Annotated in this window: 10 protein-coding genes; 6 read left to right on the forward strand and 4 right to left on the reverse strand. The window is 42.6% G+C overall.

Annotation, left to right across the window (positions count from 1 at the left end; translation table 11 throughout):
* Positions 1 to 83 precede the first annotated feature (83 nt).
* The 4 genes from prmC to KZA12_RS11835 all read left to right on the forward strand — a co-directional run bounded on the left by prmC (position 84) and on the right by KZA12_RS11835 (position 4,869).
* On the forward strand, positions 84 to 977 hold the full coding sequence (gene prmC, locus KZA12_RS11820) for a peptide chain release factor N(5)-glutamine methyltransferase (RefSeq protein WP_218690356.1): 894 nt from the start codon (positions 84 to 86) through the stop codon (positions 975 to 977).
* A gap of 112 nt (positions 978 to 1,089) precedes the next feature.
* The gene (locus KZA12_RS11825; RefSeq protein WP_373416617.1) at positions 1,090 to 1,914 is read left to right on the forward strand and encodes a ThiF family adenylyltransferase; all 825 of its coding nucleotides are present in this window, start codon (positions 1,090 to 1,092) and stop codon (positions 1,912 to 1,914) included.
* Between the two features lie 190 nt (positions 1,915 to 2,104).
* Entirely contained in the window at positions 2,105 to 3,454 is a 1,350-nt protein-coding gene (locus tag KZA12_RS11830) for an AarF/ABC1/UbiB kinase family protein (protein WP_218690357.1), read from the forward strand.
* A gap of 158 nt (positions 3,455 to 3,612) precedes the next feature.
* Positions 3,613 to 4,869, forward strand: coding sequence for a YbfB/YjiJ family MFS transporter (locus KZA12_RS11835; protein WP_218690358.1), 1,257 nt, complete (start codon positions 3,613 to 3,615; stop codon positions 4,867 to 4,869).
* A 100-nt stretch (positions 4,870 to 4,969) separates the two neighbouring features.
* Here the strand turns inward: KZA12_RS11835 and KZA12_RS11840 are convergent, their stop codons facing one another.
* Positions 4,970 to 5,467 (reverse strand): Lrp/AsnC family transcriptional regulator, encoded by a 498-nt coding sequence (locus tag KZA12_RS11840; protein ID WP_201622798.1) that lies wholly within the window; start codon positions 5,465 to 5,467, stop codon positions 4,970 to 4,972.
* A 219-nt stretch (positions 5,468 to 5,686) separates the two neighbouring features.
* Between KZA12_RS11840 and leuA the strand changes: the two genes are divergently transcribed.
* Positions 5,687 to 7,477: a 2-isopropylmalate synthase gene (gene leuA, locus KZA12_RS11845; protein WP_201622799.1), complete on the forward strand. Its 1,791-nt coding sequence runs from the start codon at positions 5,687 to 5,689 to the stop codon at positions 7,475 to 7,477.
* Positions 7,478 to 7,832: 355 nt separating this feature from the next.
* Positions 7,833 to 8,492: a hypothetical protein gene (locus KZA12_RS11850; RefSeq protein WP_218690359.1), complete on the forward strand. Its 660-nt coding sequence runs from the start codon at positions 7,833 to 7,835 to the stop codon at positions 8,490 to 8,492.
* A gap of 312 nt (positions 8,493 to 8,804) precedes the next feature.
* On the opposite strand, the gene accC is transcribed toward KZA12_RS11850, so the two are convergent.
* The 3 genes from accC to KZA12_RS11865 form a co-directional block, all read right to left on the reverse strand.
* Positions 8,805 to 10,166, reverse strand: coding sequence for an acetyl-CoA carboxylase biotin carboxylase subunit (gene accC, locus KZA12_RS11855; protein WP_201622801.1), 1,362 nt, complete (start codon positions 10,164 to 10,166; stop codon positions 8,805 to 8,807).
* Positions 10,167 to 10,370: 204 nt separating this feature from the next.
* Complete coding sequence (gene accB, locus KZA12_RS11860; RefSeq protein ID WP_201622802.1) at positions 10,371 to 10,799, reverse strand: acetyl-CoA carboxylase biotin carboxyl carrier protein; 429 nt, start codon at positions 10,797 to 10,799, stop codon at positions 10,371 to 10,373.
* A 573-nt stretch (positions 10,800 to 11,372) separates the two neighbouring features.
* Positions 11,373 to 12,740, reverse strand: coding sequence for an MATE family efflux transporter (locus KZA12_RS11865; protein ID WP_201622803.1), 1,368 nt, complete (start codon positions 12,738 to 12,740; stop codon positions 11,373 to 11,375).
* Positions 12,741 to 12,934: the final 194 nt, after the last annotated feature.

Genomic DNA, 12,934 nt, shown 5'->3' on the forward strand with positions numbered 1-12,934 from the left:
ATCAGCCTAGATATCTAAATGAATATCTATAGCAACCTTAAGAGAAATATTAACATTAACTGTCCAGTAGTTAAGAGCCAACTATGACTATTCTTAACGTTCAGCAAATCAAACAGCAGGCGGCAAGCACAGCTAAAGCGTTAGCTGTGCCATCGTTTTGGCTTACTGATTGGCTGCTTTATGTCATCGATAAGCCAGCGTTATTTTTGATCACTGATGACCACTATCAGCTGACAGCTAGCGAGCTTGACCAATTTAATGCTGGCGTGACTAAGATGGAGCAGGGCATACCACTAGCTTATCTAACGGGTCAGCAGGAGTTTTGGTCGCTTAGCTTCCAAGTTAATGAGCATACCCTGATCCCAAGACCAGATACTGAGGTCTTGGTTGAGCAAGTGCTCGACTGGATAAATGCACAGCACAAGATTAACCCTGCAAATACGCAAGCTAATACAGTAATGCCGAGACGACTACTTGATTTAGGTACGGGTTCAGGGTGTATTGCTATTAGTTTGGCTTACGAATTAAAGCAAGCCAACTGGCAAGTTGTGGCCGTTGATCTCTCGCTAGAGGCACTAAAAGTAGCTACTGCTAATGCTCAGCTAAACAGGATCGACAATATCAAGTTTGTACCTAGTAGCTGGTATAGTGAACTGTCTACTAAGGCCAGCCAGCTGTTTGATGTTATCGTCTCCAACCCCCCTTATATCGATGAAGCCGACGAGCATTTAGCCCGCTTGCAGGCAGAACCAATCAGTGCTTTGAGTGCGGCCAATAAGGGTTTGGCAGATATAGAGCATATAGTACAACAGGCCCCGCAATACCTACAACTGGGTGGTCTACTAGCTATCGAGCATGGTTTTGATCAAGGATTAGCTGTGCGCCAATTGTTGATTGATAGCGGCTTTGATAGCGTGCGAACCGTTAAGGATTTTGGCGGTAACGATAGGGTGACACTTGGGCAGCTTGCCCGTTAACTACTTTTTGGAAAATCCCTGTTAACGACACACTTTAAGTCCGTTTTTTCAGCACAGTTTTTTAGTCAAGCTTAGAAGATTAGCTGTTTTATTATTAGCTTTGGTACTCAATATGATGCAGTCAACAGATAATCAGTCGCTAACCGATGATGAACTACTTCGCTATACTCGGCAGATATTGCTCGATGGTTGGGATATTGACGCTCAGCTGCGCCTAAAGGCTGCACGTATTGTGATGATTGGCGCTGGTGGCCTTGGCTGTCCTGCTTCAGAAACCCTAGCACGGGCAGGTGTTGGGCAACTACATCTAATAGACGACGATGTGATTGAGGCTAGTAACTTACAGCGTCAGACTTTGTTTTTGCCAGAAGATATTGGTCAAGCCAAAGCTTTGACTGCAGCGCAGATGTTAAACACTATTAATCCGTTGATAAAGGCTTTTGGAACCGTCGCGCGTCTCAGCATAGACAATGCTTATGAGCTACTTGATATGGCTTCAGGCTTACCTGATTTGCTATTAGACTGCACTGATAATTTTGCTACTCGTGATATCATCAATCGCATTAGTGTGCGCTATAAAATTCCGTTATTATCTGCCTCAGCCATAGCAATGGAGGGACAGTTGGCACTATTCGAGCCGCAATTAAATACTGGCTGTTACCATTGTGTATTTGGTGATGCTACGGTTGCTAATGCAGCCGCTAGTGATCAGGCTGAGCAAACAGCAGATGAGCGAACTTGTGCCAATTCAGGGGTGCTAGCTAGTACTACCGCAATTATGGGTAGCTTACAGGCTAATGCTGCCTTACAATATTTAGGCTTGAGTAAGAACCCGCTAGCAGGCAAGCTGTTATTATGGGATGGTAGCCGCATGCAGCAACGGCTGATGGGTTATCGACTCGATGAACGCTGTACGGTGTGCCGTGAGTTAACTTAGTATTAGCTAGGTCTACTAAGCTTAAGCTCATATTTTTAAGATATGTTTTCGAACTATATTTTAAGCTAAGCTAAGCTTGTTACTAGCCTTTTTTATCGATTATTATCATAGTTATATCAATAGCGATTATGACTGCCTAACTCATTGAGCAGTTATTTTATTATCTCTCTTATTAATAAAGTTGTCCTTTATGAAAATTCATCGCCCCCACTTATTAAAACACACCCTTAATGTGATGAATCGCATTCGTCAGACCGCCAGCGTAGCAGGACTATCTGCGTTCCGAGTCGCTACTGGTGAAAAACCTGATGCGCAATTATTAAAAGAAACTTTTGAACAGTTAGGCACCACTTATATCAAAATAGGTCAGTTTATTGCCAGCACGCCCTCGTTATTTCCGCGTGAGTATGTCGAAGCTTTTCAAAGCTGTTTAGATCAGACTACGCCACTGTCTTATGCTTATATCGAGCAAGTATTAACCGCAGAGCTAGCTGTCTATGGTCAAACGCTTGCCGATCAGTTTGCGTATATCGATAAAGAACCCCTTGCATCGGCTTCTATTGCCCAAGTTCATGCGGCACGGCTGCATAACGGTGACGAAGTAGTATTAAAGGTACAAAAGCCTAATGTCGAAACTATTATGCAGACTGACTTGGGGGTGCTGCATGCAGTGACAAAACTGCTAGAGATTATGATGCCTTCGATGAAGTTCGCTAGTATTGCGCCGATTATCGATGAGATTCGTTTGCGCATGTTGGCGGAAACCGACTTTATTGCCGAAGCGCAAAACATTCGCGACTTTCAGCAGTTTTTGGCAGTGTCAGGTAATACACGAGTTATTGCGCCAAAAGTCTATGATGAATTCACTACTAAGCGCGTATTAACTATGAGCCGCTTGCGTGGTATCTCTATGGTCGATGAAACAGCCATGCGTCAGTATTGCAGTGATCCTGCGCAAGTGATGGCCGATACTCTCAATACTTGGTTTGCCAGTTTGATGCTATGCAATAGTTTCCACGCCGATTTACATGCTGGTAATCTAATGCTATTAACTGATGGCCGTATTGGCTTTTTGGATTTCGGTATCGTTGGTAAGTTAAAAGCTGAGAGCTGGCGAGCTTGTATGGGTATGATGCAAGCTTTGCAAACTAACGATTATCAGGCTATGGCTCAGCACATGATCGATATGGAGATGACTCATAAAAATAAGCAAGTAGATGCGTCTGCTTTAGCTGAAGACTTGCAGCGAATGATGAAGACTATTATGGCAGAAGATATTAGCTTCACTAACGGCGTGCCTATTAATGTAAAAGAGCAAGCGGATGAGCTCAATAAAATGATGCTTGAGATTGTTGATGTTGGTAAACGTCATGGTATTCATTTCCCACGTGACTTTGCGCTATTGACTAAGCAGCTGTTATATTTTGACCGTTTTATGCGTACTTTAGCTCCAGATATGGATATGTTTAGCGATAATCGGGTAGCGATGTTGGGACAAAATGACTCAATAGCGACCACATCCAAATTTATTGCTTCTTAGCCAAAGGGTAGTCCTATCGAAGTGTTGGCAATATCAATGCTAAGGTATTAATACTAAAATACTAATAGCAAGTTATCAGTACTAAGATATTGATACTAAATTATTCAAAACCAAGATGCTGCGCTGATTGCTGTGAGTTGGCATAAACTGGGTCTATTATGACAACTATATCTCGCCGCTCTATCATACCAACTATTACTAACCAAACCGCCATTGCTTGGATAGGACTATACTGTCTGGCTGTGGCGATGGGTTATGGTCGCTTCTTATTTACCGCCACTTTGCCCGATATTATGACTCAGCTAACGCTGTCGACTACTATTGCAGGCTGGCTAGCATCAATCAATTATATCGGCTACTTTATTGGGGCGCTGATTGCGATGTTTGTACCGCAGCGCCTTACTTGGCAGGCGTTGATGATGGGTATGATTGTCAGTATAGTCTCTACGACGCTGCTGGTGATACCGCATCTGCCCTTGAGCTTATGGTACATTATTCGTCTGCTAGCAGGCATTGCTAGTGGCATCGGTCTGATATTGGGCTCGTCTTTTATTATTCAAAAGTTCAGTCCAGCACGACGCTCTTTGCTATCAACGGTGCATTATGCTGGAATCGGTACAGGAATCAGTGCCTCGGCTATCTTGACTTGGTGGCTATTGACGTTGGGCTACCATTTCAATGTGATCTGGCTAGTCGCTGGGATAACTAGTCTGCCGTTATTAGTATTGTTATATGCAATACGCCCTATAAAGACGGACGCAGCTAAGTTAACCGCTGATATTAAATACCCTTCTATAAAACAAACCTATTTTAATTTTAAGCGCTCATTATACGAGGCAGTAGTAGGGCATACTAAAGCTATTGCTCTATTAGCTGGTAGCTATGTGCTGGCTGGGTTCGGTTATATTACTTCAGCAACCTTTTTGCCAGTTATGGCGACGCAACAGCTTGCTAATCAAACTTACGCTGGGCTACTGATTTGGCTGATAGTAGGTATCTTTGCGATGCTCTCTAATCCACTTTGGGGCGCACTTGCTAAACGCATTGGCGAGATTAATACCTTGATTGGTCTGACCGTGCTACAAGCTATCGGTATGTTCATCCCTTCAGTATTCGATGGGGCGCTAGGGTTGTATAGTAATGCAGTTATCTTGGGCTTGAGCTTCGCCGGTATGGTATCGATGACCCTTAATATTATTAAAAATATCAATCCTGCTTTTTCAAATTTACTGATGGGACTGGCCACCTTAGCTTATGCGGCGGGTCAGTTTGTCGGGCCCTTAGTGACTGTAGCGCTGGCAGGAAAGGATGATAACTTTAATGCAGGTCTACTAGTTGCTGGTATCGGCTTAGTGATAGGTGTAGTGTTGCTGCTATTATTTCGTCGCCAGCCGCAGCGTATAGAGCAAGACTGATTGCTGATGCCTTATATCGCTAGCGGTTAGCTGACAATACCACGCCATCATCGATAAGTTTATCTAGCGGATTGCAATTTACTTTGTGAACTCTGCCAAGTTAGTTTGCGCTGACTATACTTCTAGAGAATATCTCACGTAGCTCAAAGCTAGTATGTACTTGTGCGACTCCTTCAATGCGATTGAGTCTATGCAATAAAAACTCTTCATAATGGGCCATGTCGCGTACGCGTACTTTGATCAAATAGTCTTCGCTACGCCCAGTAACGATACTACAGCTAATCACTTCATCGAAGCTTTTTACCTTGCTTTCAAACTGCTCAAAGCGCTCTGCGGTATGACGATCCATACTAACAGAGATAAAAATAGCTAGGGGATAACCGAGCTTTTGCGCATCAGTTTGCAGGTGATAACCAGTAATAATACCGCTGTCTTCTAAGCGCTTAACTCGTCTTGCACAAGGAGTAGCGGACAGGTTGACTTGTTCGGCAAGCTCAGTGATACTCATTCTTGCGTCAGTCTGTAATAAACGCAATAACTGCTTATCAGTCTCATCAATAATTATAGAGAGTTGGCTACTTTTATCATTACTTTGCATTACGAGACTTAAATTTAGCGGATTTAGCTAATTATAATACTTAAGTCGATGTTTATCACTAATATAGTGCTATATTAAGTAAAATTAAGCAGTTTTTCACCTCACAAACTTTGTTATTATAATCGCATAAACTTTTATTATCTTCTATGATAGTCTCACTATTTAAATTGCAACGGTAGTAGACCCTACGCAACTTGCTACCTTCTCTAAGGATTGATTATGTCTCAACAAGCCCCACACCATGCTAAATCTACTGCTGCAAAAATCACCCCAAAACATGCGGCTTTTGACTTTCAAAAATATCGTCCATTCGCTTTTGCGCCTTCATTACCAGATCGCACTTGGCCGAGTAAAACCCTAGAAAAGTCGCCAATATGGGCTAGTGTAGATCTGCGTGATGGCAACCAAGCTTTGATTGATCCGATGACTATCGAGCAAAAAATGCGTTTCTTTAAGACCTTAGTTGGGGTTGGTTTTAAAGAGATTGAAATTGGTTTTCCGTCAGCGGCGCAAGTGGAGTTTGATTTTGCTCGAAAGTTGATCGAAGAGAACCATGTTCCTGAAGATGTAACTTTGCAAGTATTAGTGCAAGCCCGTGAGCATTTGATAGCTCGCACCTTTGAATCCTTAGCTGGTGCTAAGCGTGCTATCGTCCATGTTTATAATTCTACTTGTCGTATACAGCGTGAAAAAGTCTACGGCAAAGATAAAGCTGAGATAAAAGAAATTGCTATAGCAGGTGCTAATCTATTAGTACAATATGCGGCCAAATATCCTGAAACTGAGTGGGTATTTCAGTATTCGCCTGAGAGCTTTAGCCAAACCGAAACTGAGTATGCCGTAGAGGTTTGTGATGCGGTTTGTGAAGTTTGGAAACCTGAAACTGGTCAAGAGGTGATTTTGAACTTGCCAGCGACGGTTGAGGCTTCTATGCCTAACGTCTTTGCCGATCAAGTTGAATACTTCTGTCGCCACCTTGCCAAACGTGAGCACGTGACTATCAGTCTGCATACTCATAATGACCGTGGCTGTGCAGTAGCTGCCGCTGAGCTTGGTGTACTTGCTGGTGCTGATCGTATCGAGGGCACACTATTAGGTAATGGTGAGCGTACTGGTAATATGGATATCATGGTCATGGCTATGAACTTATTTAGCCAAGGCGTAGATCCAGAGCTTGATTTCAGTGACATGAGTGAGATTGTGCAAGTGGTGAGTGAGTGTAATAACTTACCAGTGCACCCACGCCATCCGTATGTTGGCGAGCTAGTATTTACCGCCTTTAGTGGCTCGCATCAGGATGCTATTAAGAAGTCTCTTGATTATAATGAGCAGCATAAAGAGCAGACGGATAACGTTTGGGATGTCGCTTACCTACCAATAGATCCTGCACACATAGGTCGCAGCTATCAAGATGTGGTACGTATTAACAGCCAATCAGGTAAAGGCGGCGTGGCTTATATTTTGCAGCGCAATTACGGCTTTAACTTACCACGCTGGATGCAAATCGACTTTAGTGGTGTCGTGCAAAAGCAAGCAGAAAGCACCGCGCGTGAATTGCAAAACGATGAGATCTTGCAGACTTTTGAAAACACTTATTTGCAGCAAGGTAATTTTGATTTACTTGATTACAGTGTCAATAATAAAGCCGGTGAAGTCTTCTTTAACGGTCAAGTGCAGATGAACAATGAAACTATCACTATTGAAGGCACTGGTAATGGACCTCTATCCTCATTTATTAATGGCTTAGCTCAGCATACTGGTAAGTCGTTACACATCATCAACTATGCAGAGCATGCCATTAATCCGCAGCATAGTGCCAGTAATGGTAATAGCATTGACGATGATAACAATAGTGATAATAAAACCAATGCCAATGCCGCAGCTTATATCCAGCTTAATGTAGATGGCGACGTCTACTCAGGTATCGGCACTTGTAGCAGTACAGTATCCGCTATGCTAAAAGGCGCGTTGTCAGCTTTTGCACAAGCAACTAGCAAAGCGGCAGCTTAGAGTAGAATCTTAGCTTTTAGTTAGTATTCTAGTTATTTGCAACTAGCAATAGAGTTAAAAACTTCGTTAAAATTATAGCCATTACTGTAGCTACGGTAATGGCTATAAATATAATGCTATATCGCAAGCCTTAAACCGGCTTAAGATAGGGCGTTATTTTTTTGTCTTAAGCTAGCCAAGGTTATGTCTGTAGACTAATTTTGACTAAGGTTGCTATATTTAGTATTCAGTAAAGGTAAGCTTAAAGTTATGGTTTACCCCTAGCGGCTAATAGCATAATGTTACTTGTATTTTTATGGTGTAGCACTTACGCTATTAGACGGATTATCTCTTAGTATAAATAAAAAGGTTAATTATGGAACCGCTCTCTCTTGCTTCTTTTACCTTAGCTGGTATCTTGTCAACTTTCCCAACTGCTGGTGAGCAAGTCAGCCAAGCAGTGATTACAACTCATATTAGTCCCGCCATTGCTGGGCAGTGGGAGATTGATCTAGAGAGGACACAGGCGATGAGCGAACGAGTAGCAAAGATAGCAAAAGCTGCTGAGAAGCAAGAGCTCAACGCTAGCAAAGCGCTGGGTGGCGAATCAATAAACCAGGTAGCTGAGGGGATAGTTGACAGCAGTGAGCTTCGTATAGTCAAACCTACGCCTGATGGCATGCTCATAAGTGATAGCGCTAAGATCATAGCTAGCCAAAACATCAAAGCGGCTTCACTACGCAACAATCAGTGCCGTGAGTTATATAATTTCGGTGCCGATAATGAGATGTTAGCCGTTAGTGGCAAAGAGCTTACTTATGGTCGCTATCTAATTACCCATCGCGAAGAGGGTTTGCCTATTATCGCTATGAAAACTACTTATGATAATAATCAGCCTGACTGTTCGGGCAATCAAGTGGATCAAACTGATGATGCTTTGATAGCTTTTTTAAAGCATGATGGTAATAATATGCAGTGGTGTGCAGATTCTGAAGGTGAGGAATGCTTTATGGACTTTAATAGAGTACTGCCTTAAGTGTTCTAATAAACGGCTTAACTTGTACAATCACAGCAATTTTTCATAGCAAAATAATTTTTAAAAGCAAAGCAGTTTCTATAAGTATGTTAATGTCGATGACCATATTAAGGCTATGATTCCTTATAGTAGTAAAGTTAAAATGTAGTAGTTCAAACAATATGCCAGACAATAAAAAACCGCTATCTACTAGAGATAGCGGTTTTTTTATTTAAAGGCTGTTTATCAACAGTGTCTACTTATAAAGGTTCAACACCGCCTAATCAACAGTGCCTACTTATGAAGGTTCAACACCGCCTAATCAACAGATAATTAAGCCGTTTTTTTAGGATCTTTTGGCTTCAATAGTTCTTTTTCCAAATAATGAATATTCTGCGCTCTTTCTACAAAATTTTCATCAGATAAAATAACATCACGGTGAAGGGGAACGTTGGTTTTGATCCCTTCGATGATTAACTCATCTAAAGCATGTAAGGTCTTGGCTATAGCTTGTTGACGAGTCTGACCATGGCAGATAAGCTTGCCAATCAACGAGTCATAATAGCTAGGAATCTCATATCCTGGGTATAGATGAGAGTCAAAACGTACGCCAGCGCCACTAGGGGCAAACAACTGAGTGACTGTACCTGGCGAAGGGGCAAAAGTAGTAGCATCTTCAGCGTTGATACGACACTCAATAGCGTGCCCTTGAATCTCAATATCGCTCTGGCGATAAGATAATCCATAACCTGCTGCAATTTTCAGCTGTTCAACGACCACATCGATACCCGTAATCATCTCAGTAATAGGATGCTCAACCTGAACCCGAGTATTCATTTCAATAAAGAAAAACTCATCGTTTTCAAATAAGAATTCAAAAGTACCAGCACCGCGATACTTAACTAATTCACAGGCTTTGACACAAGCATCTAAGATAGGCTGACGTACATCATCAGGGATATCAGGAGCAGGGGCTTCTTCTAGTACTTTTTGATGGCGACGCTGTAGTGAGCAATCACGATCATACAGATGGATAGCATTACCATTACCATCACCTAGCACTTGGATTTCGACGTGACGTGGGTTTTGTAGATAGCGTTCCATATAGACTGTGTCATCACCGAACCACAGCTCAGCTTCTTGCTTGGCGGCTTGTACTTGACTGACCACCTCGTCAAAACGCTCAACAACACGCATCCCACGACCACCGCCGCCAGAGGCTGCTTTGATCAATAGTGGAAAGCCGATATTACGGGCTTGCTCTTCAGCATTATGGATATTAACTGCACCCACTGAGCCGGGTACAGTAGGCACGCCAGCCTTTTTCATGGCATTGATAGCTGAGACCTTATTGCCCATTAGGCGAATATGATCAGCATTAGGACCGACGAAGGTTAACCCTGCTTCCTCAACACGCTCAGCAAATTCAGCACTTTCAGCTAAAAAACCATAGCCGGGATGGATAGCATCCGCACCAGAGATTTCAGCAGCAGTCAAAATAGTACTGATATCAAGATAACTCTGATTAGCATTAGGTTTACCAATACATATGGCTTCGTCAACAAAACGTAGATGCATTAGATTTTCGTCAGCAGTAGAGTAGACGCCTACAGTTTCAATACCAAGCGCTTTACAAGCGCGAACGATACGTAGGGCAATCTCACCTCGGTTGGCGATGAGCAGTTTTTTTATCATGGGTTCATCCTTGTCAAAGCGGCGTTGACTGATACGGTTGTCACTGATTACTGGTCATAGTTTGCAGGGGTGATTAGACCCTAGCATTTAACACAGCAATCTGGGTAACAACCTATCAATCATGAAGGTAGAGTCGGGCAGATACTATTGGGCTTATTGCTAGACTTAAGGTTAATAACTAATATTAACCTTAGGTGCTAAAGCTTAAGCCTTATAGCGTACAACGGGCTGACCAAACTGTACAACCTCAGAGTTATCCACTAAGATTTCATCGATAATACCGCTTTGAGTGGCTTCAAGTGGGTTCATAATTTTCATAGCTTCGATGATACCAATAGTGTCACCAGCTTTAACCTGCTGACCAACCTTTACAAACGGTGGGTCATTAGGAGTAGGAGCTGAATAGAACACACCGACCATTGGCGAGTTTTCAACTTTACCCGCTTTACCAGCAGGTTTTGTAGTAGCCGCTACTGGTGCTACACCAGCAGTAGGTGCAGCCATCATCGTTGGCGCCGGGGCGTCATAATGACGAGTTAAACTGATATGCTCATCGTCTGAACTCACTTCTAAATTGACTAGTTCGTTCTCTTCCATGAGCGCTATTAGGGTGCGTATTTTTTCAATATCCATAGTTTTTATAAGACCTTATACTGAGGTTAAAAAGATTATAAGAAAAAACAAAGGTGATTACTTAAGATGACTATTTAAAGAAGCCGTTTAAAAGGTTGCTAATTAACAATTTCGTTATCAAAAGAGCAATTGGCTCGATAGTGTAACAAGATATAGTTTAAGCAATTGCTCATGATACCTATATTCGTCTCAATGAGCAATCAATGTACAGTTGTTAACTGGATTTTTTACATAATTTTAACGACCGCTTAACTATTGCTAGGATTTAGCTTAGTGTTGTAGCATTTTAAAGCTCTAGATATAGGGGTGTGTCAAAACATAGCGCCCAATTCCGTAACCCAACAATACCTACAGCGATGCATTTATCATAGTCTAACTGGCTGAGTAGCGCTAGCACTGATTAACAGCTGTTTTACTGAGACTTATCGCCTAGTAATAAACCTATTGTACAGTCACTGCTATAAAAAAAGCCGCTGCACCCAATGGCACGACGACTTTTATTTATAACAGTTGACTATTTACAACTTCAAGACTCTATGATTGCCATAGATGTCGATAAGGGCTATCTGCGCTCTAAGCCCATAGGCTCTGTAAGCGTTTTTGCTGATGGCGTAAACGTAGCGTCAATAGAATTGAAGATAAAAACAGACCAGTAATTAGCGCCATCCAAAAGCCTTGTGCCCCTATATTAGTATAGCGTACTAAATAAATACCTAATGGCAACGCCACTATCCAATAGCAAAACAGCGTCACCCACATAGGGACAGTAGTATCTTGCATACCACGTAGGATACCGGCGATATTAACTTGCCAGCCATCAAACAACTGATAAGCTAGGGCAAAGATTAATAAGTGCATCGCTTGCGCTCGTACTTGTGGATTGTCAGTAAAGGCCGCTGCTAAATAAGGTCTAAATAACCAAATTCCTAGCATACAAGTTACAGCGATAAGAATAGTCCAGATAAGCCCAGTAGTTTGGACATGGCGTAGGGCCAACAGGTTCTTCTCACCGAAGCGATTAGAGACCATGATAGTTAGAGCCATAGCTACGGAGATCGGTATCATAAACAGCTGACCGGTCACCGATAGCGCCACTTGGTGCGAGGCAGTAGCTATCTCCCCTAAGGGGCTGATAATGATGGCTCCTAAGCTAAAAAGACTAGCCTCAAAGAAGATAGAAATACCAATAGGTATTCCTAACTTAAGCAGCTTAGTGATCTGCACACGATTAGGCGCCGCAAAATTTTGAAAAAACCGAGTTTTGGCAAACTGCTGGCGTTTAGTAAAGGCGGTGTAAGCAGCTAATAGTAATACGGTTATCCATAACACGATAGCCGTGGCAACTCCGCAACCAGCGCCGCCCATCTCAGGCATGCCATAAAGCCCATGAATAAAAATATAGTTGAGTGGGATATCAGCGAGTAAGCCAATTATACTGATAACAGTCACAGGCTCTGGACGACCCAGCGCTTCGCAGTAGCTGCGTAGCACGGCATACACTGCCATAGCAGGGAAACCAAAGGATACGCCATGTAAGTATTGGGCGGCTATAGGTTGAATGTTTTCGGGGACACCCATAAGTGCTAGTACATTGGGCATGAGATTGACAATAATAAAACCAATAATACCGATTACCGCGGCTGTCCATAAGGATTGCTGGGTAATGTGCGGAACTTGATGTTGGTTATTTTGGCCTATTGCCTCGCCAATAAGTGGAGTCGTGGCAATCAATATTCCGGTTGCTAGGAGAAATAGCGGCAGCCAAATACCTGAGCCAACAGCCACTGCTGCCAAGTCAAGGGCGGAGACTTGTCCGGCCATGATAGCATCGACGACACCAAGTGCGGCTTGGCAAAACTGGGTAACTAAAATAGGTAGCGCAAGTACGCCTAAGCGTAAGCTATAGCTTTTAAAATCGGTAAAGGATATCGGCAAAGCCATGGTTAGCAACTTTTCATTATTTACGATGGTTATAGATGGTTAATATTAAGGTTTGAGCTTAAAAGTCGATTACAGTCACTGTTAGCAAGCTATAACAGTGAGTATGATAAAACGGTCAGTACGATACAACAGTCAGGAAGGTAGAAACAGTCAGGATGATAAAAACAGTCAGGATGATAAAAACAGTATTAGCA

The sequence above is a fragment of the Psychrobacter sp. BF1 genome (assembly GCF_019279065.1).
Lineage (GTDB): Bacteria > Pseudomonadota > Gammaproteobacteria > Pseudomonadales > Moraxellaceae > Psychrobacter > Psychrobacter urativorans.

Coding starts and splice junctions, on each gene's coding strand:
- leuA (WP_201622799.1), top strand. CDS start 5,687: ATGTCTCAACAAGCCCCACACCATGCTAAATCTACTGCTGCAAAAATC.
- KZA12_RS11850 (WP_218690359.1), top strand. CDS start 7,833: ATGGAACCGCTCTCTCTTGCTTCTTTTACCTTAGCTGGTATCTTGTCA.
- KZA12_RS11835 (WP_218690358.1), top strand. CDS start 3,613: ATGACAACTATATCTCGCCGCTCTATCATACCAACTATTACTAACCAA.
- KZA12_RS11865 (WP_201622803.1), bottom strand. CDS start 12,740: ATGGCTTTGCCGATATCCTTTACCGATTTTAAAAGCTATAGCTTACGC.
- KZA12_RS11825 (WP_373416617.1), top strand. CDS start 1,090: ATGATGCAGTCAACAGATAATCAGTCGCTAACCGATGATGAACTACTT.
- KZA12_RS11840 (WP_201622798.1), bottom strand. CDS start 5,467: ATGCAAAGTAATGATAAAAGTAGCCAACTCTCTATAATTATTGATGAG.
- KZA12_RS11830 (WP_218690357.1), top strand. CDS start 2,105: ATGAAAATTCATCGCCCCCACTTATTAAAACACACCCTTAATGTGATG.
- accB (WP_201622802.1), bottom strand. CDS start 10,799: ATGGATATTGAAAAAATACGCACCCTAATAGCGCTCATGGAAGAGAAC.
- prmC (WP_218690356.1), top strand. CDS start 84: ATGACTATTCTTAACGTTCAGCAAATCAAACAGCAGGCGGCAAGCACA.
- accC (WP_201622801.1), bottom strand. CDS start 10,166: ATGATAAAAAAACTGCTCATCGCCAACCGAGGTGAGATTGCCCTACGT.